The organism is Desulfovibrio ferrophilus, from assembly GCF_003966735.1.
Taxonomy (GTDB): Bacteria; Desulfobacterota; Desulfovibrionia; order Desulfovibrionales; family Desulfovibrionaceae; genus Desulfovibrio_Q; species Desulfovibrio_Q ferrophilus.
This window is the reverse complement of the sequence record NZ_AP017378.1, coordinates 1,882,286-1,904,902: the sequence shown is the minus strand read 5'-3', so window position 1 is coordinate 1,904,902 and position 22,617 is coordinate 1,882,286. Positions and strand designations below refer to the sequence as shown.

The window sequence follows — 22,617 nt, the reverse complement described above, 5'->3', positions numbered from 1 at the left end:
CCTCCGCTTTGTTCCAAAATCTGCAATGAACTCGTGTTGTTGAATGCTTCGGCGCACTGTCGAAGGGGCTGTCCGAGTCAAGATGTGATTTTTGGAGCGCTATTAGTGTGCGATGTTCGCTATAGAGTCTTATTGTGAAACTCCGTACCGACATGTGGTAAACGTATGGAAACTAAAAAATGATGTCAATGGGGTTTTGTAAATTTTTTGACTTGTTTATTATATCCTTAAATATGGGCTTTAACTCTCTGGAATGTTAATTTTATAATTGTTCAGATTTTTGATTCTAGGGGGTTGACGTAGGAATTAGGCTCAGCTAGGGTTTCCGCAAGTGGTACAAGGTGCCGCATTGTGGTACTTAAAAATTCACAGCCAATGGCGTTTAGTTTTTTTTTGCTTATTCAGGTGGTACGACGTACCGCATCGTGGAACAAGCCGTCACAATTGGACGAGCGAACCTAACAGCAGTTCATTGAGGTGAGTATGACCCAGGAAACTTTGTTTTTGAAAAACACGGAAACCTTTGCCGAGAGTCTCGCTCGTTGCGGAGTGAAATATCACTTTGCATACCCGATTACTCCGGCCACGGATGTGATGAAGCGCATGGCAGTCATTTTGCCCCAGTACGGTGGCGAAATGATGCAAATGGAAAGTGAGCTGGCTGTGTCCAGTGCCTTGGCCGGTGCGGCCTGCACAGGAACCTTGGTGGCAACGTCCAGCTCCGGGCCAGGCCTGACTCTGATGCATGAAGCTATCGGTTTTATGTGTGCGGCAGAGCTGCCATGTCTCATGTTTGACTCAATGCGAGTCGGTCCCGGAGACGGTGATATCATTGGTGCCCAAAGTGATTACTTTGTCGCCACCCGTGGGGGCGCACATGGTGATTATCATGTGATTGTTCTGGCCCCTGCTTCCGGCCAGGAAATAGCAGATATTATGCCTCATGGTGTCAGGCTGGCTTACAAATACCGGACTCCGGTCTTGTTTGTGGTTGACGGCTTAAGCGCCCAGACTACCGAGTCCACCACTTTGCCGGCCTACAATGACTATTCCGCTGAATTTGATACTTCAGATTGGGCTTACACCGGTACGCAGGATCACCCCAAGCGTGCGCTCATCACTGGCAGCTATTCTCATCAGGATGGCTATGAAATGAATGAAATGCTCCGCGCCAAGTATGAAAAGATCTACGACAACGAGCAGATGTGGGAAGCCGAACAGGTTGAAGACGCTGACCTCGTGATTGCTGCGTTCGGTATTCATGGTCGGATGTGTACCGATATGGTTGCCAAAATGAGGGCCGAAGGCAAAAAAGTCGGCTTTATCAGGCCCATTACCCTGTGGCCTTTCCCGGACCGTGCCTTTGCTGCTCTGCCCGACTCAGTGAAAAATATCCTGGTGGTCGAAATGAACCATGGGCAGATGATCGATGATGTCAGGTTGGCTGTAAACGGCCGAATCCCTGTTCATTTTCTCGGTAAGACCGGTGGTGATATGCCCATGTGCACCCTGGCAGAGATGATTGCCGAAGCAAACAGAATCCTGGGGGAATAAATAATGGAAAATCTTAGCGCAAAATATGGAAAAACTTTAAATCTGGACAAATTGACCAGTTATTGTCCTGGCTGTGGTCATGGCATTGTGACCCGGCTCGTGGCTGAGGCCATTGAGAACCTGGGAATCATGGAACGGACCATCGCCATCGTGGGCATCGGCTGTGGCGGTTTCTCCCATCATTATATGGATATTGATGCCATTGAAGCCACCCATGGTCGTGCTCCTTCCTTTGCCGTCGGCTACAAGCTGACCCGTCCGGATAATATTGTGTTCACATATGCCGGAGATGGTGACACCAGCGCAATCGGTCTTGGTGATCTTTTGCATGCAGCCAACAAAGGCATGCCCATCACCACGATCATGGTTAATAACACCGTGTTTGGCATGACTGGTGGACAGATGTCTCCCACTTCTCTGGAAGGTCAGGTGACGGCCACTACCGTCAAGGGACGGGATGTGAGTAAGCAGGGCTATCCTCTGCTTGTGCCGGAATTGATGAGGGCTATGCCCGGAGTGAAATATCTGGCCAGAGAAACCGTCGCCACTCCCAAGGGTGTCCGCAAGACCAAGAAGAGCATTCAGAAAGCGTTTGACTGTCAGGTCAAGGGTTTGGGGTATGCGTTTGTTGAGTTGATCGTTCCTTGCCCGACCGGCCTTAAGCTGAATGTTAAGGGCTCTTACGAACGGTGCGGTAAGGAGATGACTGACTATTTTAAACCTCAGGTCTTCAAAGATGAAACGGAGCAGGGTCATGTTGCATAAATGTATGTTTTCAGGCTCAGGCGGGCAGGGCTCTGCGCTGATGGCGAAAATGGTCTGCCTTGGAGCTATTAAGGAAAATCTGAAAGTTGTCATGACCCAGACCTACGGCATTGAACAGCGAGGTGGTGACTCTACTGCTTTTGTCATTGTTTCGGATGAGCCAATCGGTAGCCCCATCGTTGAAAATGATTCGGACATTGCAGTTGCTCTTAGCCAGTCTATCTATGACAACTGTTTTGAAGGAGTCGTCCCCGGCGGAATGCTTTTTACCAACAGCTCCATGGTTGAGTCACCGAAGGATGCTGATGGTTTTGAACAGGTCTTCCTGTCTGCTTCGGACACTGCCCTGGAACTCGGCACTGTGCGTTGCGCCAACATGGTTATGCTGGGAGCAGTCCTTGCCGGAACGGGAATTCTTAAGTTGGAAACAATTGAAGAAGTTGTGAAAGAAACTCTCGGAGCTAAAAAGCCTAAGCTTGTAGGCTTGAATATAGAAGCGCTGCGCACAGGGTATGCCGCGGTGGAAAAGGAGTCCGGCAATGAGTGAGAAAAGACATATCATTGATGCCCGTCGCTGTAAGGCATGCGGTCTTTGCGTGGACAATTGTCCTAAGGGCGTTCTTGCTATTGGCGGCAAAATCAATGCTCAAGGCTACAATTACGTGATTCAGGAAAATCCTGAAAAATGTGTTCTTTGTGATATTTGCGGCATGATTTGTCCTGACATGGCCATTGGTGTCGTCGCTGAAAAATAATGATGTTCCATCCTCGCTTTGTCGGGAATGGAGCCAATAAGGAGTTAGTCCATGAGTGATCTGCTTCCTCTGTTTCAACCTAAAAGTGTTGCCCTGATTGGTGCTTCTTCCAATTCGAAGAAGTACGGGTATTGGACAGCAAAAAGCCTGGTTGAAAATAAGTTTGAAGGAGACATCTATTTTGTTTCCCGTTCCGGTGGCGAACTTTTTGGCCTTCCCACCTATCCGGATATTCTCGAAGTGCCCGGAGAAGTTGATCTGGCCATTATTGCCATCGCTCCCAAATTTATCCTGTCTGTCATGGAACAGTGCGTTGAGAAGGGTGTAAAGAGCGCCATTGTCGTTTCCACTGGTTTTGGTGAAACCGGACCAGAAGGGAAAGAGCTGGAACGCAAGATGCTCGAAATCGCTCGTAAGGGTAATATGCGAGTACAGGGTCCGAACTGCATGGGCACATACAGCGCGGCCAAAAGCATGAACGCAAGTATCATCGATTTGGCTCCTGGTCCCATGAGCCTGGTTCTGCAAAGCGGAAACTTTGGTATTGATATCAACTTCAATGCCAAGTCCAGGAACCTCGGCTACAGCTGCTGGGCAACCATTGGCAACCAGATGGACTTACGATTCCATGACTTTGTGGAATATGTTGAGACAGATGACGAGACTAAAGTCCTTCTTCTGTACATGGAAGGTCTGCGTGTTGAGAGCGAGGAAGATGGCCGCAAGTTCATCGAAGCTGCCAAAAGAACAGCTGCGAAAACTCCCATTGCCGCAATCAAGATTGGTCGTAGTGCAGCGGGTGCTCGCGCAGCTGCTTCCCATACCGGCTCTCTTGCCGGTAGCGAGAAGATCTTTGATGCAGCACTCAAGCAGGCTGGCATCATTCGTGTCGATAGCCCCGGTCAGTTGTTGGATGTCGCCGAGGCGTTCTCCAAGTGCAAGCCTGCCAATGGTAAGCGCATTGCGGTACTGACCGATGGTGGTGGACACGGCGTTATGGCTACGGATTTTGCTGAAAAGTTCAATCTCGAGGCCCCTGTCCTCTCCGATGCCACACAGGCCAAATTGCAAGAAATCCTGATGCCGCATTGCCCCATCAAGAATCCGGTTGACTTGGCCGGAACCCCTGAAGCGGACATGTGGGTCTTTGATCGTTGTCTGGATGTTCTTTTGGACGACCCGGATGTGGACGGTGTCATTATTGTCGGATTGTACGGCGGTTATGCCGACCTGTCAGAAGAATTCAGAGTTTTGGAAATGGATGTGGCCAAGAGCATGGTCAAGAAGATTTCCGAAGCCAACAAGCCTGTTGTGATGCAGTCCATTTATCAGCCGCAACATCCTGAATGTCTTGAATACATTAGTGAAAATGGTGTGCCGGTCTTCGGAGCTGTTGATGCAGCGGTAAGAACCATGGGCGTGCTCGCTGGTTACAGTGACCTCAAGAAATCCTTGCAGGAAGAGGCCGGGGAAGAATTGCCGGTCATGCCTTCCGATCGCAAGGAAAAAGCCGAAGCTGTCCTCAATGCAGTCAAAGCATCTGGTCGCACAAATCTTGTCGAAACAGAGGCTAGAAGCGTCCTGAGATGCTACGGCCTTGATATTATGGAAGATTATCTGGCCACAAATGCAGATGAAGCTGCTGATTTCTATAAGAAAATCGGTGGTAAAGTGGTCATGAAGATCGTTTCGCCTGACATCCTGCACAAGACCGATGCTGGTGGTGTGGCTCTGAATATTGATTCTGAGGACAAAGCCCGCGATGCCTTTGAGCAGCTGATGAAGAATGGCCGCAGATACAAATCTGATGCTGACATCTTTGGCGTCATGATGACTGCCATGCTCCCCGGTGGAGTGGAGTGCATTATCGGTTCAAGTCATGACAACACCTTTGGGCCTACTGTGATGTTTGGTCTGGGCGGTATTTTCGTGGAAATTCTCAAAGATGTGGCCTTCAGGGTGGCTCCGGTGAATATGCCCTCCTGTCGTAGCATGATTCGAGAAATTAAAGGGTTGGGAATGCTTCAGGGCGCCAGGGGTAGCAAGCCTTGCGATTTGGAAGCGTTAGCTGAAACAGTATGCATTATCTCGCAGATGGTGAACGAGTTGCGCGATATTGCAGAGGTTGACCTCAACCCTGTTTTTGCATTGGAAAAAAGTTTGTCCATTGCAGATGCAAGAATCGTTTTGCACGGTTAATATATCAAAATTACACTATACAATAAGAGAGTTGAGCTATGCGTGATGTAAAGCTTTATCCCACGACGACTGGTCAGAGCTGGGTCGAAATGTCTGCATACAAGCATCATAATTTCAAAGATCACTCTGAAATCAAAGATGAATATGACTATATAATTGTTGGCGCTGGTTACGGGGGGCAGGCTGCGGCCAGGCGCCTGGCCGAGCTGCATCCCGATTCAAAGATTGCTGTTTTTGAGGCTATCAAGATCGGCGATAATGATAGTGGTAAAAATGCTGGTTTCATCATTGATGTGCCGCATGATTTTGGTGATCAGGGCGCTTCTTCTTTTGAAGACAACAAGAAATACTTTGAATTGAATACCTTCATCATTAAGTGGATGGAAGACACCATTAAAGAGAAGGGCATTGAAGATGTGGACTGGGATCATTGTGGAAAGTATCTGTGCTGCGCCGAGACAAAGAGCTTTAAACTGATTGAGCATGAGATTGAAGAGCTCAAAAAGATGAATTGCTCTTATGAGGTTGTTGAGGGCGAGGATTTGTATCGGCGCACCGGCACCAGGTATTACAAGAAAGCTTTGTACACCTCTGGTACCGTGCTCATCAATCCTGCGGACGTTTTGCGGGCCATGTTTACTGTGATGCCTGAGAATGTGGATGTTTTCGAAGAGAGCCCGGTCATGCGCATCGACGAAGGCAGCCCGACCGGCATTGTGCTCAGAAGCGGCAGGAGAGTTCAGGGTAAATTCGTTCTGGTCACTGGTGGGCCGTTTATCCAGGAATTCGGCATTGGTAAGAAGGTGTTTTGCCCGGTGCTTTCTTACGGGGCATTCACCCGCCAGTTCACTGAGGAGGAAATGCGGCATATGGAAGGCGTCAAGCCCTGGGGCTGTACCGCTGGGCATCCCGCCGGAACCACTGTCCGATTTACCAGAGACAACCGTATTTATGTGCGCAATGGTTTCTCCTTTGCGACGAATCTCACGACCTCTCATCAGCGCATCCAGAGGGCAATTCCAAAATTGCGTAAAGCTTATGAGAATCGTTTCCCGGAACTCAAGCATGTTAATTTTGAGTTCGTTTATGGTGGAATGATTAACATGACCATGAACTACCGGCCCTTGATGATGCAGCAGCATCCCACCGTTTTTGCTTCAGCATGCGGTGAAGGTGCTGGCGTCGCCAAGACAAGCCTGCTTGGCTACTACCTGGCTGAATGGGTCAGCGGTATGTCGAGTCAGAATCTTGATTTCCTCAAGAGAATCTCCACTCCCAAACGGCTCCCGCCGGAACCGTTCCTGACTATTGGTGCAGAAGCCAGACTCTTCTACGAAGAGCTTTGTGCCAAGAAAGAAATCTAATACTGCCTCAACCCTCGCCTACTCCTGCATAACAGGAAGGATGCTGATACACCCCACCCAGCATCCTTCCTGCAGGAGTCCTATTATCCAAAGGAGTTTGAAATGGAATTCTTTAATTCGGCAGAATCATGTGAAGTAATAGGCCCTTACTGTCACTGTGTTAAAGCTGGAAATACATATTACACCTGCGGGCAAGTACCTTTTCATCCTGTCAACGGGAATGTCGTAGGTGTGACTATCAAGGAGCAAGCCTTTCAGACGTTGTATAATCTGAAATCAGTTCTTGATGCTGCAGGTCTTGAAATTTCAGATATTGTCAAAGTTAATGTGTTTTTGACCAGCATGGATGATTTTGATGGTTTCAATGAAGTCTATGCTGATTTTATGGGCGAACACCGTCCGGCGCGACTCTGCTTGGGGGCCAGTGAGATTGCCCACGGATGTCTTCTTGAGTTGGATGCAATAGCTTATAAGGAATCAGAGTAGAAAATTGCCGTGAGAAGTTGGGATTTCAAATCGTAATGTATTACCGATGAGGAGAGGAACACAATGGTAACAACAGGCCAGAACAGTGTGAAATATGAAGATGCTCCTTTTAGTCCCGTTCATAAAAAAATAGCAATTGGCACCTTTATGGGCCAAGTCTGTGATGGATACGTTCTCGGTATTGTCGGCATTGCCTTGACCTACGCCACCGGTGCTCTGGGGCTGGACGGCTACTGGATGGGGCTGATTGGAGCCGGAGCTCTTTTTGGGATTCTGCTCGGAAGCCTGTTGACCGGAATTATCATTGACCGTGTTGGAAGAAGGGCGACGTACATGTTCGTGTCCTTTTTCTGCCTGGTCTTGTCGGTTCTTCAATTTTTCTTGTCAGATCCGACGCTCCTTGTTGTTGTCAGGTTCCTTCTTGGCATGTGTGTGGGAGCCGACTATACCGTCGGTGTCGCACTGCTCAGCGAATGGACTCCCGAGCGGATTCGTACGAAGATGATGGCCTGGCTTATGGCTGCCTGGACATTTGGATACATCATTTCCTACTTCGCCGGTCTTTTCATCGCTTCCATGGGAGATATGGGAGAGAATGGATGGCGCTGGATTATCGCTTCTTCTGCTATCTTCGCTTTTATTACCCTTGTTGTGCGCCTGGGGTCCCCCGAGTCGCCGTCCTGGATGTTGGCCAAGAAGCGTGTTGGTGATGCACTGGCACTGGTTCACAAGCATCTTGGGGCAAATTATGCTCTGCCGGAAGAAAAAGAGAAAGTCGTCTCCGCCTCTTTCTTCAGGCTGTTCAGCCCTGAGCTGTGGCGTAGTACTGTTACTTCCTGTGTTTTCTTCCTCTGTCAGGTGCTTCCTTTCTTTGCCATCAGCATTTTCCTGCCGGTCGTTGTGAAGGGATTGAACATCGCCAACCCTCATGCCTCTGGGATGCTGTACAACGGTTTCACCATGGTTGGTGTTCTGATTGGTATCATGATCGCCGACAAGATCTCCCGTCGTGCGTTTCTGCTGTGGACATTCTACGGTGCTGCGGCGATTCTGACCCTGATGACCGTTTGGCCTAATATGCCTACCACGCTGGCATTTGTTCTGCTTGGGTCTTTCTCTACTGTTCTCGCTATCTCTATTGTTGCTGAGTGGCTGTATCCGCCCGAACTTTTCCCTACGGAACTCCGCGGCTCGGGCGTTGGTCTGACCATTGCCTTCAGCCGTATTGGTGCCGGTATGGGAACCTGGATGCTTCCTGTTGTTACTGAGCAGTATGGAGTTACCGTCACCCTGGGGTGCTGTATTGCTTCGCTGGTGATCGGTGGTGTTGTCTGCCAGCTCTTGGCCCCTGAAACTTCCCCTAAATTTGCTAAGTCATAACCCGTATTAGGTGTAATTACGCCATGGTGATGTCCCTCGGCTTAGGTCGGGGGGCATCACCTCGTATGGGCTGATGATTCTAATATAGCGAAGAATTAAGACATGATAAGAATTTCATCTGGCTACGGGTTCGCCGTCCTGGCTGCATTTTGCTGGTCATTAATGACCCTTTTTTCAAAAATTTTATTTGCAGCTGGGCTTTCCCCCTTGGAAATATCTTTTTGGCGGGCCTCCATCGGATGTATTTGTTTTGGAATCCATGCGTCCTACTCGTACTCATTGAAGATCAAGCCTAGCCGGGCGCTGCTGTTTATGCTTTGGGGGATGCTGAGCATAGGCGGACTTTTTTATGTATTTTTCATGTCAATGCAATACAACGGTGCAGCCATGGGAGAAATCCTATTGTATACTGCTCCAGTTTGGGTTGCTGTATTCTCACGATTTATTTCGCGTGAAGTCGTGTCGCGGCGAAGATGGTTGGCAATCGTTGTCGCACTGGTTGGAGTGACATTTGTGTGTTTCTCTGGGGGGAGTCTGCAAACTGAAACATCGGCTACAGGTGTTTCTTGTGGTTTGGCTTCTGGCCTTATATATGCCATGCAGTATCCGTTTTTCAAGTATTGGCAAAAGCAATACAGCACTGAAGTCCTCTATACATATCTGCAATTGGGTGGATCTCTGGTTTTACTTCCTTTCATCCATTTTAATGTCCCCTATTCCACACAGACATGGTCTGTCGTTGTGATGACAGCCCTGTTTACTGGTTACATGGCATTTTGGGCTTACGGACAAAGTTTGAAACGTATCCCCCAAGTCCATGTCGCTGTGTTTTGCAACCTGGAACCCATCTTGGGGACGGTTTGGGTCTGCTGCTTTTTTGGTGAAAATTTCACCTTGGCGGGATGGGCTGGGTTTTCCTTGATTATCCTCGCTGTTTTCATGCTGTCTTTGGAACTAAAGGGTACCAATGATTCGTAAGATATGGATCAATTGCAGCGAAGCCTCTGGTGATATGTGTGCCGGAGCTTTGGCTCGTGAGTTGTTGCGGCAGTGCCCAACACTCGAGATTGGCGGTATGGGGGGGCCTGTGTTGGCCCAGGCAGGAGCTAATGTGCATTTCCCGATGAGTCGTATTTGTTTTTCGGGATTTTGGGATGTGTTCTGCGGCCTGCCGGGAATATTTCGTTTGCAACGCGAGATCGCCAAACTTTGGGAGCAGGATCGCCCCGATGCGATTGTGATGGTGGATTGTCCTGATTTTAATTTGCCCCTGGCCAAAACCGCACATGCCATGAACATTCCTGTGTATTATTTCATGGCACCTCAATTCTGGGCCTGGAAGCAGCAAGGTATGAAGAATATGCAACGATATGTGCACAATATCATTTGCGCACTGCCATTCGAGCCCGAATATTTTCACGAAAGAGGCTGCCGAGCCTTATATGCGGGACATCCTCTTCTAGACGTAATTCCCCTGCGATCTTTGGATAAATTAGACCCGGATCATCACCATATAGGCATTATGCCGGGCAGCAGGAAAAAAGAAATTTCCTTTTTGTTGCCTGATTTTGCCTCGGTTGCTTCCAGGGTTCATCAGAAGAAGCCTTGGGTAACGTTCTCTGTCGCCCGCGCTCCAGGGATAAACAAAAAATACTTACAACAATTTTGGCCAGATCATCTGCCCATGAACATCGTGGAACCTGAAGAGCGGTATCAGATGATTCGTAAATCTTGCTTGATTTTGGCGGCATCGGGAACGGCAACTCTCGAAACTGCCCTTATCGGTACTCCAACCATCGTGTCCTATAAAATTGATCGCCCTGCAGCGTTCATCCTGCGTAAGTTGGCATTTTCAAAGTTTGTCAGCTTGACCAATATCCTATTTCAAAAAGAGTTATTCCCTGAATATTTACAAGAAAAAGCCAATGCTGAGAGCTATTATCAACAGATTATCGCCTGGCTGAATAATCCCAATATATTGTCGGAGTTGCGTAACAAATTGCAAGAAATGCGTCATATTGCAGGACCCTCTGGCGGGATTAAGACCGCAGCAGAAACAATTTTGGCGCAATAAAAGGGGGGGGTGAAGTGAAAATTGGCTTTATCGGAACGGGGAATATGGGCGGGGCCATCATCAGAGCCCTTTCGGAAGTGGACGATATTACTCTTTATGGTTTGAATAAGACCAGGGGCAAATTGGAAGAATTGGCGCAAGAGACGGGCCTTATTCCTTGCCGTAGCGTACAGGAGATAACTGAAAAATCAGACTTCATTGTTTTGGCTGTAAAGCCGCAGCAGGTTCATGGAATATGGCCTGAAATGATTCCTGCTTTGACGAAGGAGAAATGCCTTGTCTCCATTGCTGCAGGATTGACTTTGAGTACTCTGAAAGAAAGTACCCAAAGCATTTGCCCGATTATCCGAGCCATGCCTAACACTCCGGTTTTGATCAAAGAGGGTGTTACCGCCATCTGCTTGGATGATGCGACCATTTCTGAAAAGCAAAAGAAGTTCATTCAGGATCTTTTTCGGAATTCCGGAGACGTTCATGTCCTTGCTGAGGATCAGTTCGATGTGTTTACAGCTGTCATAGGTTCGGGTCCTGCTTTCATCTTTTACCTTATTGAAACAATGATAGAATCAGGAGTAGAGCTAGGACTGCACCGGGACATTTCCTCCCGAATGGTAAAAAAGCTTTTCAGTGGTGCCAGCCTTATGGCGGAACATTCAGAAGAGCATGTCAGCATGCTTAAGGAAATGTCCATTGCTCCCGCCGGGACGACCATCGCTGCTTTAGCCCATTTTGATCGGACTGCCGTGCGCGGGAATATCATGGATGCAATCCGTATGGCTTATGACCGCAGTATGGAGCTTGGTTGATACGTGGCTATTGCCGAATGATGAATTTGTATTGGGATCAATCATCACTTTCAGTCACGCATTGTTATCCATGAACCGCTTCAGGTGATTTTGAGTCCTTCCTAAAGATGTGATTGGCCACCCCCGCCCCTGAAAAGGGGGGGGCACTTTTATGTTAGTTTTTCTGGTCATAAAGACGACAGGATATGACCAGAAAAAGACGCATGTCACTATTGGATAGTGACTTTTTGGGGCTTCGCCGCACGCTTGGAAGATGTGCTCTTCTGGGGCGTGGCTACAGGCTTGTAACAGTTCGATCAATCTTTGCCGAGGTAATGAGCGAGTTGCCCCTGGCACGCAGCATACTTATCCGAAAACGAGAAAGGGGCTACGGTTGTTAACCGTAACCCCTTGAAATCTTTGGTGCGCCAGGGAGGATTCGAACCCCCGGCTGTCGGCTTGGAGGGGGTATGCAAAGATCAATTATGACAGTGCGTTATAGATCTATTTTGAATTAAATCGGTATCTCAAAAAATTTCTAATAATCGTCTTTCATCACCCGATAGCAGGGTGAGTGGAGCAAATTTGGAGCAGATTGAGAGTGGCGTTTGGGGGGATAGTAGGCTTGGGCAAACGATCATGGAGCCCATCTTCCCCTTTCTTGGGAAACATGAAGAAATCTTCAGCAGTGATAGCCTTTGCGTTGACTTGTCTCTAGTCTTTGGATATCGAACAATCTGTTGATCATTGCCAAGCTAAAGCCAAACCTGTTGAGAAGCAGGGACGGAAAGCCACGGGTCTTACGAAGACAGCCGGGTTGCCAAGGGTACCTCTCTTTATTCTCGCCCTTCATTCCTTTTTGTTTTTCTACCTTTGAGTTTTCCATACGCTCTGGGCTTTCTGCGGCCCTTGCTTGGGGGATTCAAAGGGGAAATATCTATGGCTTTGGGGAAAGCTTGCGCTACAGCTATGGCCTTTGCTGCCATGCTGTTGGCATTTCAGGGGATGGCCTTCGCCCAGTCCGTTCAGGACGCAGGGCGGGTTCAGGAACGCATCCTTCAGCGTGAGGAAGAGCGCCGCCGCGCTCGCCAGGAGCAGCTGGAACAGCAAACCAGGCAGCCACCTTCAGGCATTGAATTGCAGAAGGAGCCTCCGTCTGCGCCGCTGGACGATGCCACCTGCTTTGATGTCGAGACCATCAATGTCACAGGCGTTACGCTGATTTCCGATAGCGTCATTGCGGGCATGACCTCCAACTATACAGGCCGCTGCCTGACCCTTGCGGACACCAACGAACTGCTCAAGGCCATCACCAACGAATACGTCGACCGCGGCTTTGTGACCACCCGTGCCTATCTGCCGGAGCAGGATATCTCCGGCGGTACCCTCGAGCTCAAGGTCATAGAAGGTCGCATCGAAGGCATCAAGCTGAACGACGGCTCGGGCAAGAAGCAGAACCAGCTGCTCGGCCCCTTCATGGGGCTCACCGGCGATCCGCTCAATCTGCGTGACCTGGAGCAGGGGCTGGATCAGTTCAATCGCCTGTCCTGCAACAACGCCACCATGAAACTCGTCCCCGGCAGTGAGCCGGGGCAGAGCATCGTCGCCATCAGCAACGAGCCCGCCAAAAGCTGGCGTATCTTGCTGGGCTGGGATGACTCCGGCCAGAAATCCACGGGCAGAAACCAGTACTCTCTGAGCTTCGAGAAAGACAACTTCATCGGGGTCAGCGACATGCTGTCCCTGAGCTATTCCGCCACGCCTTTGCCTTGGGAAACGAGTGGACACGCCAGGGATAGCCAAAGCCTCTCGGCCTATTGGTCCCTGCCTCTCGGGTATTGGACCGTCAGCCTATCTGCCAGCAAATTCAACTACACCACCACGCTCTTCGGCACGACTCAGGAATTCACCAACGAGGGTGACACCACGGTGCAATCGCTGGGCATCGACCGCGTAATCCACCGTGATGCCGACAGCAAAACATCTCTGGGCATCGGTGTGGAGCACCGCGAGGTGGAGAGCCTGATCGAGGGCGTTCGCCTGGTGGCCAGCAGCTATGAGACCACCGACGTCGGCCTCAGGGCCAGCCATACCCGTCGCTTGTTGGGCGGTTCGCTGAGTATGGGCCTTGAATACCACTGGGGCGCAGAGTTCCTGGGTTCTTCGGAGCCTCTTGCGGGCGATGGCGTGCCCACCCCCAAATACACCAAGTGGGAAGGCAACCTGAGCTACTACCATCCGGTGCCCATCGCGGGTCAATCCCTGATGTGGAGCTCGACCCTCCGTGCACAGTACAGCCCGGATTCCATGTACAGCGCCGAGCGCATGTCCATCGGCAGCCGCTACACCGTCCGTGGCTTCTCAGCCGACAGCCTGAGCGGAGATAGTGGGGGCTACATCCGCAACGAGCTCTCCTGGCAACTGCCGTTTCAGAACTACCGAACTGACAAGATCTCGGCCTGCGAATTCTTCGCTGGCTACGACTACGGGATGATCCTTGGGGATGAGGATGACCCGTATGAACGGGGCCGTGTGCAGGGTGTTGCCCTGGGCCTGCGGACTCTGGGCGAGTTGAGCGCCAGCGTGACCTTTGCCAAGGCCCTGGCCGCCCCCGACTTTCTCGATAAAGACGATTTCGAAATCTATAGCGCCGTGACCGTGACGTTCTAGGGGAATGAGATGAAAGCCAATATAATAGCCCGCCAACTTGTCAGTGTGATTCTGTCGTGCCTGATTGTTTTCCAGCCCGGTTTCATTGCCATGGCTCAGGATCGGCCTACGGTGGTCGATCCCTCTGCCCCCGCAGGCAAGAAACCGACCATGGAACAGGCCACCAATGGTGTGCCCATTCAGCAGATCGCCACACCCGGCAGTGGTGGGGTCTCGCACAACCTGTTCTCGGATTTCAACGTCAACAAGATCGGCCTGATCATCAACAACAGCAAGACCATGGGCGCGTCTCAACTGGGCGGCATGATCAAGGGCAACCCCAACCTGACGGCAGGGGAGGCCAAGCTGATCCTGAACGAGATCACCGGGGCCAACCGTTCGCACCTTGAGGGTTATACCGAATTGCACGGCGGTAAGGCCGACTACATCCTGGCCAACCCCAATGGCATCACGGTCAATGGCGGTGGATTCATCAACTTCCCAAAGGTGACCCTGACCACCGGTGAATCGCGCTTTGGCGCTGGCGGGCTGGAAGGCATCGACGTCCGCGCGGGAGACATTCTGGTGGAAGGCGAGGGCATCAACGCCGCCAATATGGACGCCTTCACGCTGCTGGCCCGTGCGACCCGGATCAATGCGGACATCCACGCCCAGACCCTGACCATCGCGGCAGGGCAGAATGCCTATAATCCCGCTGATGGCTCCATCACGCCTCTGGCTCCTGACGCATCCGTTGTCCCCAGCGTGGCCATCGACTCCAGCGCCTTGGGCGGCATGTACGCGGGCCGTATCGTACTCCAGGGCACCGAGGCCGGAGTCGGGGTCAACCTTGAGGGCATTACCCAGGCCACAAACAAATTGGAACTGACCGCCGATGGGTTCATCCGCTTGAAGGGTAAGACCACGGCGGGCAGCGACATGCGGGTTCGCTCCCTGAACGATGATGTGACCGTGGAAGGAACGGTCTATTCCGGCGGCAATGCGCAGCTTCAAGCAGCGAACACGCTGGGCATCAGCACCGCCGTTCCCGGCGAAACGCCCGTTGTGGCTGCTGCGCAACAACTCACCTTGTCCGGTGACATCGTGCGGGTCGAGGATGTGGACGTGATGGCTGGTCTGCAAGCAAATGGCAGCGTGTCGGGCGGCGCCATGCAGGTCACTGCGGGGACTCGGATCACGGGCACCGACGCTGATTTTGTTTCCGGCGGCAATCTGGCCCTGACTTCGCAGGAGATTGATGTCGAGGGCGTTGTCCAGGCCTCGGATGAATTATCGATGACCGCTCAGAGTCTTGTTCGCCTGAGGGGCGAGGCAACGGCGGGCAATGAATTGACACTCCGCTCGCAAGCCGGAAACGCCGTCGTGGAGGGTACCGTCTATTCCGGCGGTGATGCGCTGCTCTCAGCCGCGAACACCTTGGATATCGGCCCTGCCGCTCCGGGGGATGACTCCAGTATCGCTGCTGTGCATCAACTCACGTTGTCAGGCGATACGGTGACCATCAATGATGTCGATGTCACTGCTGGCCTTCAGGCTGATGGTTCCATCTCTGGCGGAACCATGTCCGTTACCGCTGGAACACAAGTCGCCGTTGCGGACTCCCGCCTTGTTTCCGGCGATACCATGACCTTTGCTGCACCCGATACCGGCATCAACGGTGCAACCATTGAAGCGGTAAACACGCTGACTTTCCAGGGCACAACTGCCGGGACGGGCGATGTCACCGTAACGGGCGCGGCGGATGTGTCGTCCCTGAACACCATGGACGTGCTCACCCGTTCGCTGACGATGTCCGGCGGATTGTTGCAGGCCAAGGACTTCACCCTCTTGTTAACCGACGCCTTGACCTTGGGCAACGCCATACTGACTTCTACGGCTTCACTCGACATTACTGCCGATTCGTTGGTCAACGGGGCAGGGGGCACCATCTCCAGCTACGACGACCTGACATTCAACCTCGATACGCTTCAGAACAACGGTGGTCTGATCTATGCGGGCGACCTGCTGGATGTGAATGTTCGGGAACTTCGCAATACCGCCCAAGGCTACATCGTCGCTCAGAATGACGTGGACATCGAAGGCCTGACCTCAGGCACCCGCGCGGACCTTGTCTACAACGATCAATCGGTGATCGAGAGTCTGGCAGGTGGGGTGCGGATCGCGGCAGGCAGTGTGGAGAATGTTTCGGGGGCGGCGACAACAACTTCGAGCGTTGTGAGTGTTGATTATTCTGTAGGCGGAATTAGTGCTCATCCTTCTGGCTTTATCCCGGGAACGACTCAGAGGAATGTATATGAACCAACCACTGATGATATTCGGTCATGGGCAATAAATTGGAAATCTTTTTTCAATGATACAAACAACTTATATGGGCTTCCGACGCAAGACCCAGCAGGCATTGGTCTTGGTACAGGTTTTACCTCAGACGGGTTACAGCAATGGATCTACATTACAGAAGAAGTGATTGCCGATTCGCCGAGAACTGCTGAAATTCTGTCGGCATTGGACATTTCAATCGATGCCGATAGCGTCCAGAACATCCAGGGGCTGATTTCTTCAGGCGGTGATTTGGTGATTAATGCCGATTCCCTGGTCAACCAGGGGGCCGAACTGTATCGCCATGTCAACATCTACCGCAATTTTATGTGGGTTTACTCTGACGCAGAACACGGTCACGGTCATCCTCCAGGACACACTTTCAGAACTTACAGCATTTCTCAGGCCTTCGACTCTGTTCCATCTATCGTTTCCGCCGCTGGCACACTGACCATCAATGTCCCCGGGCATGTGTCCAACGAGAGTTTCAAGCAGGGCGTCGCATACAACGGCAAATTTGCCGACTCCGCCGAATATTCAGGGTTGGAAGTCAGCGCTCCGGTCATCACCCGTCCCACCGGGACCGCCATTACCCCCAAGGTGGTTTCCCTGCCAACTGGCGTAGGCTCGCTGTATGTGGTCAACAATGACCCCGGCCACACCTATCTGATCGAGACCAACCCCGCCCTGACCAGCCTGGGGAACTATTTTGGCTCCGACTATTTCTTCAACGAAGTCGGCGTCAATGTCGCTGACCTGAATACCCAGATTCTGGGCGACGCCTTTTTCGAGACCAATATGGTCCGCAAGCAGGTGCTCGAAACCACGGGCAAGCGCTACCTCAGCCCCACCTACACCAGCGACGCCGATCAGTTGCGCCAGCTGATGGACAACGCGGCTCAGGCCCATGCGGACCTCGGGTTGGAAATCGGTGTGGCCCTGACCGCCGAGCAACTCGCGGGTCTGACCCAGGACATCGTTTGGTACGAAACCCGCGAGGTAATGGGGCAGGAAGTCCTTGTGCCCGTGCTGTATCTCAGCTCCGTGTCCCAAGAGAATTTGAGCCTTGCTCGTGGCGCCATGCTCATTGGCTCCGATGTTAATATCGAAACCGCATTGCTCGACAACAGCGGCGGAATCATGGCCGATGGAACCGTGACCGTCGAGTCAGACAATGTCTTGAATCGCCAAGGTGCCATCCAGGGTGAAACCGTTGATATCACCACCAGCGGCTCCATCATCAACCAGAGTGGTGCGCTCAAGGGCGGTGACGTTAACCTGACCGCCGGTGGCGACGTGATCGTGGAAACACGCACTGACACGCAGACGGCCAACTTCTTCCGGCGCAGCAGCACCCAGACCTACGTGCATCAGGCCGCCGAGGTCACGGCGGAAAACTCCCTGAATATCGTCTCCGGTGGCAATACTTCCATTCAGGGAGCAAATGTTTCCGCCGGTGGTGCGGCCAACATCACCGCCCTGGGTGACGTGAATATCGGCTCCAAAACGGTCCAGGCCAAATACAGAGATGCTCAATGGCGCAATGTCCAGAAGACGGGCAACATCGTCTCCAGTGTGCAGGCCGGTGAACTGAATATCGCCTCCGGCGGCGACGTAATAGTGGCGGGTAGTTCCCTGTCTGCCGATGGCGATGCTGTCGTCGATGCGGCGGGTAACGTCGTGGTGCAGGGCGTTACCAATCGATTCCAATCCGACTATTCCACTTCGGCCAAAGAGGAGCACATCAAGAACGACCGGGTTGTTCAGTCTTCCATCTCCGCTGGTGGCGATGTCATCGTGAATGCTGGCGAAAACGTGATGATGGAAGCCGTCAATGTGAACGCTGGCGGCGACGTGGCACTCACAGCACAGGGTGGCGATTTGGCCATCCTGCCCGGACAGAACACTTCCTATTACCATCTGGAAAGCAAAAAGTCGGGCTTCATGGGGATGGGGTCCACCAAATTGAAGGATCTGAACGAGGTCAACCACGTCCGCAGCGAGATCGAGGCGGGTGGCAAGATCGCCCTTGAAGCCAAGAAGGATGTTGTACTTCAGGCTGCTCGAGTGACTTCTGGCGGGGATATTGTCATCAGCTCTCAAAGTGGTCAGGTCTCATTGCTGGCAGTAAAAGACAGTAGCTATAAGCAGGAGATTACATCCCATTCAGGCTTCTTCACTTGGTCCAGCAAAGGAAAGGGTTCTACGGATGAGACGGTGTTGCATACCGTAATTAGTGCTCAGGGAGAGTTGTCGATAACCACTCCTGAAGGCATCGTCGTCGAATACAGAAGTTCTGGAGATGCCCGTCAGGATGTTGAGAATCTCTCCAAGGTCCAAGGCCTGGAATGGATGGCCAATCTGCTGGAGCGGGACGATGTAGATTGGCAGCGCGTCCAGGAAATCCACGATGCATGGGAGTTCTCCGATAGTGGCCTCGGCACTGGGGCTATGCTCATCGTGGCTATCGCAGCCTCAGCGCTAACGGCAGGCGCTGCATCAAGTCTTTCTATGAGTATCATGGGATTTGAAACAGTAGGGAAAGCACTTGTCGTCTCAAGCACCGGCCTAGCCGCAAGCGGAGTCCAAGCGGCCATGTGCACCGCCTTGACCGCAGCATTTACTTCGCTAAGTGCACAGGTTGCCATCAGTCTGGCTGATGCTGCGGCTGGTGGGAATCTCGGAAAGAATTTGGGGAATATTGTCTCAGAGGAGGGGTTACGCTCACTGATGACGACAATGGTTATGGCCGGGGCGTTGGATTTTACTCATTTAGAGTTTGATAAGCTCGGTGATGCTGGACAGGTATTGGCAGAGACAACTGTTAAAACAGCAACGAGAAGTTTCATCGGTGGAGAGGATCTGGAAAAAGCTTTTCTGTCTTCTTTAGCGTCAACCTTTGCCAGCTATCTTCAAGGTTCAATTTCACCTGAAAAGTTGGATGAGAATGTTAAAATGATTATGGAAGGGGTTGCCGGGGCAGCGGGAGCAGCAATCGTAGGAGGAGACCCTGTCCAAGGTGCCTTCAGTGCTATTGCTTCGAATCTCGCTGGACGCATTAGCTTGCCAGAGTTGACAGAGCAACAAAAGCAAGAGGACAGAGCCTTCGTCACAATATGTAAAGAGGCATACAATACAGGGAATAACCAGAGCCCCCCCCCAGGTTATGAAATTTTAGATGACGATAGGCTTAAGGTGATCTGCGCCGAGACAGGCGCTGACTATGAAACGCTTAAAGGTTTACAAGTTAATGACTCAGGGTTGCATGCTGATATATTGATAAATAGCTCTGATAATAAAGTTGTTGTTGCATTTCGTGGTTCCGAAATGGAATTAGGTGATTGGATCACAAATGCAGAGCAATCTGTAGGTGTTGCTGGTGGGCAATATGAAAACTTAGAAAGACAAATGGACGAACTGAGCAATATTGCAACTTACTATAAATCTGATTTGGTAGCAACCGGCCACTCACTTGGAGGTGGGCTGTCTATTGCTGCTGGATCTACTGGCTATATTGATAAAGTGGTAGCATTCAATCCGGCAGGTGTTAACAGCAATACAATAATTCAATTAGGTGGAGATATTGCGAATGTGAATAAAATAACGACATCGTACACATCGCGTTCAGATCTTTTGTCTGCACTTAATAATGTCATGGATATGGTGTTTGATCTTTCAGTTGGAAACCAAGTGACAATTGATGGTGCCGGGTTTCATGGAATTGAGGGTTTTAACTCTGCATTCGGAATCAATCCGTAAAATGAGGTGATGATAATGATTAAGGAGATTGCTTTTACTATAGTAATGCTTCTTTGTTCAGTGCCTGTGATTGCAAGCGATCTGCCTGAAATTACTCAAACCATGAAGCTCTACGAAGGTGTTCTTACATTTCCACCTCCTTTGTGGATTAATGATGTCAAGGAGTTGGGTGGCTCAATATATCACCGTGAACAGAGAGGGAATTTGTTTACGCTGGAACAGATCCCCAAGGGGCAAGAATTCGACTCTTGGACTCAGCTTCACGGGGTTTATGGGTACTATTTGCCTGAGTACGACATGGATCGCTTCCTTAGGGAGTCGATCGGAGCTTTGGTGGTGGGTTGCAAAGTTGAGCCTAAGATGGGGGTTGCCCGCAACGACAAGGGCGACATAATGCTCTCATATCGATGCGATGAACTTCAGGATGAACTGGTCAAAAATGGAAATAATGCTGAGCGAGCAATTGTCTTTGCGAGCCAAGTTCGTCAGTCTTTTGCCAAGGTGTACCAATCGTGGAGAGGTGCAACAGAAACACTGGAAAAATTGACTTTTACGAAGTCTGTTATTGAGGAAGCCACAAAGCGAACGCAGGCTATTCGTTTTTTTGGTGCCCAGCCAAAAGAATGATGCAGAAAATAGGGAAATTAGGAATTGAATTAGGGGTGAATTAGGGGGACAGAATTGAATTAGGGGGACACCATACCTATTTCTTGACTTCTGATGTGATATCGGTTTTCTGTTTTCGATGCCCAGAATCCGTCGTATCGTCCTTCCCGGTGAGCCGCACCATATTATCCAACGGGGCAATCGCCGCTTGCCCGTTTTCTTTTGCGAAGAAGACTACCAGTACTATATCGAGGTCATGCGGGAGTGGTGCGACAAGCGCTCTGTCTCGATCTGGGCGTATTGCCTGATGAGCAATCATATTCACTTGATAGCAGTGCCCGAAACTGAAGATGGATTGCGTTTGGCCATTGGCGAGGCCCACAGGCGCTACACCCTGCGGGTCAATCGGCGAAAGGGGTGGACAGGGCACCTCTGGCAGGGACGTTTTTCATCGTTTGTCATGGATGAACCTTACCTCATTGCCGCCGCGCGATATGTCGAGCTGAATCCCGTCGAGGCGGGAATGGTCAAAACCCCGGCTGATTACAGATGGAGTAGCGCCAGGGCGCACCTTGCTGCAAAGGATGACCAGTTCGTAAAGGCAGCGCCTCTTCTGGGGTTGGTTCCAGATTGGGGTTCATTTCTCAAGCATCCCGTAGATGAGGACGTTTATGGCCTAATGTCTCAACACGAAAGCACGGGCAGGCCCCTTGGGTCCGAGAGTTTTTTCGATCGTATCCAATCGTTGTTTGGCGTTGACCTGCGCCCCAAGAAGCCAGGGCGAAAGATAATTAAATAGGTATGGTGTCCCCCTAATTCTAATTCTAAAGATAATTAAATAGGTATGGTGTCCCCCTAATTCTCACATCGTAAGTGATTCACATTTAAATATTACAATTGTTGTTTACTAATACTCATATAGCTCACTACATTCATTCTACCCCAATCTTTTCTTTTATTTGTACGTATGCTTTTTTTAGGGTCTAATATATACATCTCTCTATCATCACGTACAAATACCACCCAATGCCAATATTCCACCCCTTCAGCATCAAAGTGTCTATTGATTTTAAATAAGCATAAATCAGGTATCTTCGATATATTTTTGAAGGAAAAACGAATTAAACGAGAACCTTCAAATCCAAAAATATTGAGTAGTGATTTCACATCACGCGATGTTGTTAGATATCCATTCTTTGCTAGCCCAGTGAGTTTTTCAAAAGCCTTCTTCCTTACTTCTGCATAAGTATGGTTTGTAACCATTGCAACGCAAGCAAGTCCACAACCATTGACGTCCGATTGTATAATTCTACGAATCTTTTTTTTGGGTACTATCATTGCTGTCCAGCTAAGGGTTGTAAAATATTTTCAAAATTCCAAAGGATTATGTGTACGCTAATGGGATTTTTCTCAACCCATTGCATTCCAAGGATATTTTGAGCATGAGCCACCATTGCGCTCTTCTCTCCCAAACGCTATCCCTGATCCCCATACATGTTTTCCAGAGGCTGGAAAACAGGCACAAAAAAGACTGCTCTTCCAGCAATTTTGGATTCAAAGAACTGTTCACCTTCCTACTGCTTTGGAGTTCGCTTTTCGATTATCAGCTAGGGGTAAATGCCCAAAGTAGTTACACGGTGACTGACCAAGGCAAAATTATTACTCGTCATCATCATCGTCGTCATCATCGCCCAGGTAGTCATCGTTGTTGGGGTTGTGTGCATCTGCCCAGTCATCCATGTCAGCGTCATTGTTTGGGTTGTTGATGTCTGCCCAGAGATCAAGTTCATCTTGGTCCATGCTTGAGGGGTTTGGCATGTTGTCTCCTTGAGTTTTTGGTCTTTACAAACATTGGTCTAGTCGTCAGGAAATTTAAAAAGTGTTATTACTTAGCTTATAAAATA

Annotated in this window: 17 protein-coding genes and 1 riboswitch; of the genes, 15 read left to right on the top strand and 2 right to left on the bottom strand. The window is 50.5% G+C overall.

All coding sequences use genetic code 11. The annotated features are described in order from the left end of the window. The first annotated feature begins 483 nt into the window (after positions 1-483). From EL361_RS08905 to EL361_RS08835, 15 genes are all read left to right on the top strand, one after another. Entirely contained in the window at positions 484-1,554 is a 1,071-nt protein-coding gene (locus EL361_RS08905; RefSeq protein ID WP_126378662.1) for a pyruvate ferredoxin oxidoreductase, read from the top strand. A gap of 3 nt (positions 1,555-1,557) precedes the next feature. Then, complete coding sequence (locus EL361_RS08900; RefSeq protein ID WP_126378660.1) at positions 1,558-2,319, top strand: thiamine pyrophosphate-dependent enzyme; 762 nt, start codon at positions 1,558-1,560, stop codon at positions 2,317-2,319. Next, positions 2,309-2,866 carry a 2-oxoacid:acceptor oxidoreductase family protein gene (locus EL361_RS08895; protein WP_126378658.1) on the top strand — a complete coding sequence of 186 codons (558 nt, stop codon included), beginning with the start codon at positions 2,309-2,311 and terminating at the stop codon, positions 2,864-2,866. Before EL361_RS08900 ends, EL361_RS08895 begins: the two co-directional genes overlap by 11 nt. Further along, on the top strand, positions 2,859-3,074 hold the full coding sequence (locus EL361_RS08890; RefSeq protein ID WP_126378656.1) for a 4Fe-4S binding protein: 216 nt from the start codon (positions 2,859-2,861) through the stop codon (positions 3,072-3,074). Before EL361_RS08895 ends, EL361_RS08890 begins: the two co-directional genes overlap by 8 nt. A 51-nt stretch (positions 3,075-3,125) precedes the next feature. Then, entirely contained in the window at positions 3,126-5,273 is a 2,148-nt protein-coding gene (locus tag EL361_RS08885) for an acetate--CoA ligase family protein (protein ID WP_126378654.1), read from the top strand. A 38-nt stretch (positions 5,274-5,311) separates the two neighbouring features. Continuing rightward, entirely contained in the window at positions 5,312-6,637 is a 1,326-nt protein-coding gene (locus EL361_RS08880; protein ID WP_126378652.1) for an NAD(P)/FAD-dependent oxidoreductase, read from the top strand. Between the two features lie 102 nt (positions 6,638-6,739). Beyond that, positions 6,740-7,123, top strand: coding sequence for a RidA family protein (locus EL361_RS08875; RefSeq protein WP_126378650.1), 384 nt, complete (start codon positions 6,740-6,742; stop codon positions 7,121-7,123). Between the two features lie 63 nt (positions 7,124-7,186). Further along, positions 7,187-8,503 (top strand): MFS transporter, encoded by a 1,317-nt coding sequence (locus EL361_RS08870; protein WP_126378648.1) that lies wholly within the window; start codon positions 7,187-7,189, stop codon positions 8,501-8,503. Between the two features lie 102 nt (positions 8,504-8,605). After that, positions 8,606-9,481 (top strand): DMT family transporter, encoded by an 876-nt coding sequence (locus EL361_RS08865; protein ID WP_126378646.1) that lies wholly within the window; start codon positions 8,606-8,608, stop codon positions 9,479-9,481. Further along, positions 9,471-10,577 (top strand): lipid-A-disaccharide synthase, encoded by a 1,107-nt coding sequence (lpxB, locus tag EL361_RS08860; RefSeq protein WP_126378644.1) that lies wholly within the window; start codon positions 9,471-9,473, stop codon positions 10,575-10,577. The genes EL361_RS08865 and lpxB overlap by 11 nt, the downstream gene beginning before the upstream one ends. A gap of 14 nt (positions 10,578-10,591) precedes the next feature. Next, entirely contained in the window at positions 10,592-11,383 is a 792-nt protein-coding gene (gene proC / locus EL361_RS08855) for a pyrroline-5-carboxylate reductase (RefSeq protein WP_126378642.1), read from the top strand. A 729-nt stretch (positions 11,384-12,112) separates the two neighbouring features. Then, positions 12,113-12,187: riboswitch (cyclic di-GMP riboswitch) on the top strand. Positions 12,188-12,301: 114 nt separating this feature from the next. Further along, positions 12,302-14,032, top strand: a complete 1,731-nt coding sequence (locus EL361_RS08850; RefSeq protein ID WP_126378639.1) for a ShlB/FhaC/HecB family hemolysin secretion/activation protein — start codon at positions 12,302-12,304, stop codon at positions 14,030-14,032. A gap of 9 nt (positions 14,033-14,041) precedes the next feature. Next, positions 14,042-20,107, top strand: a complete 6,066-nt coding sequence (locus tag EL361_RS08845) for a two-partner secretion domain-containing protein (RefSeq protein WP_126378637.1) — start codon at positions 14,042-14,044, stop codon at positions 20,105-20,107. Positions 20,108-20,122: 15 nt separating this feature from the next. After that, positions 20,123-20,734 (top strand): hypothetical protein, encoded by a 612-nt coding sequence (locus tag EL361_RS08840; RefSeq protein ID WP_126378635.1) that lies wholly within the window; start codon positions 20,123-20,125, stop codon positions 20,732-20,734. Positions 20,735-20,852: 118 nt separating this feature from the next. After that, positions 20,853-21,512, top strand: coding sequence for a transposase (locus tag EL361_RS08835; RefSeq protein WP_126378633.1), 660 nt, complete (start codon positions 20,853-20,855; stop codon positions 21,510-21,512). Positions 21,513-21,604: 92 nt separating this feature from the next. Here EL361_RS08835 and EL361_RS08830 read toward each other — a convergent pair whose 3' ends face one another. Then, complete coding sequence (locus EL361_RS08830) at positions 21,605-22,051, bottom strand: cysteine peptidase family C39 domain-containing protein (RefSeq protein ID WP_126378631.1); 447 nt, start codon at positions 22,049-22,051, stop codon at positions 21,605-21,607. Between the two features lie 321 nt (positions 22,052-22,372). Continuing rightward, positions 22,373-22,531, bottom strand: a complete 159-nt coding sequence (locus EL361_RS17065; RefSeq protein WP_172961682.1) for a hypothetical protein — start codon at positions 22,529-22,531, stop codon at positions 22,373-22,375. Positions 22,532-22,617: the final 86 nt, after the last annotated feature.

What these genes read in the sequence shown, in the direction of transcription:
- EL361_RS08845 (WP_126378637.1), top strand. Translation starts at nt 14,042, where the DNA reads ATGAAAGCCAATATAATAGCCCGCCAACTTGTCAGTGTGATTCTGTCG.
- lpxB (WP_126378644.1), top strand. Translation starts at nt 9,471, where the DNA reads ATGATTCGTAAGATATGGATCAATTGCAGCGAAGCCTCTGGTGATATG.
- EL361_RS08895 (WP_126378658.1), top strand. Translation starts at nt 2,309, where the DNA reads ATGTTGCATAAATGTATGTTTTCAGGCTCAGGCGGGCAGGGCTCTGCG.
- EL361_RS08865 (WP_126378646.1), top strand. Translation starts at nt 8,606, where the DNA reads ATGATAAGAATTTCATCTGGCTACGGGTTCGCCGTCCTGGCTGCATTT.
- EL361_RS08835 (WP_126378633.1), top strand. Translation starts at nt 20,853, where the DNA reads ATGCCCAGAATCCGTCGTATCGTCCTTCCCGGTGAGCCGCACCATATT.
- EL361_RS08840 (WP_126378635.1), top strand. Translation starts at nt 20,123, where the DNA reads ATGATTAAGGAGATTGCTTTTACTATAGTAATGCTTCTTTGTTCAGTG.
- EL361_RS08890 (WP_126378656.1), top strand. Translation starts at nt 2,859, where the DNA reads ATGAGTGAGAAAAGACATATCATTGATGCCCGTCGCTGTAAGGCATGC.
- EL361_RS08905 (WP_126378662.1), top strand. Translation starts at nt 484, where the DNA reads ATGACCCAGGAAACTTTGTTTTTGAAAAACACGGAAACCTTTGCCGAG.
- EL361_RS08900 (WP_126378660.1), top strand. Translation starts at nt 1,558, where the DNA reads ATGGAAAATCTTAGCGCAAAATATGGAAAAACTTTAAATCTGGACAAA.
- EL361_RS08870 (WP_126378648.1), top strand. Translation starts at nt 7,187, where the DNA reads ATGGTAACAACAGGCCAGAACAGTGTGAAATATGAAGATGCTCCTTTT.
- EL361_RS17065 (WP_172961682.1), bottom strand. Translation starts at nt 22,531, where the DNA reads ATGCCAAACCCCTCAAGCATGGACCAAGATGAACTTGATCTCTGGGCA.
- EL361_RS08880 (WP_126378652.1), top strand. Translation starts at nt 5,312, where the DNA reads ATGCGTGATGTAAAGCTTTATCCCACGACGACTGGTCAGAGCTGGGTC.
- EL361_RS08885 (WP_126378654.1), top strand. Translation starts at nt 3,126, where the DNA reads ATGAGTGATCTGCTTCCTCTGTTTCAACCTAAAAGTGTTGCCCTGATT.
- EL361_RS08850 (WP_126378639.1), top strand. Translation starts at nt 12,302, where the DNA reads ATGGCTTTGGGGAAAGCTTGCGCTACAGCTATGGCCTTTGCTGCCATG.
- EL361_RS08830 (WP_126378631.1), bottom strand. Translation starts at nt 22,051, where the DNA reads ATGATAGTACCCAAAAAAAAGATTCGTAGAATTATACAATCGGACGTC.
- EL361_RS08875 (WP_126378650.1), top strand. Translation starts at nt 6,740, where the DNA reads ATGGAATTCTTTAATTCGGCAGAATCATGTGAAGTAATAGGCCCTTAC.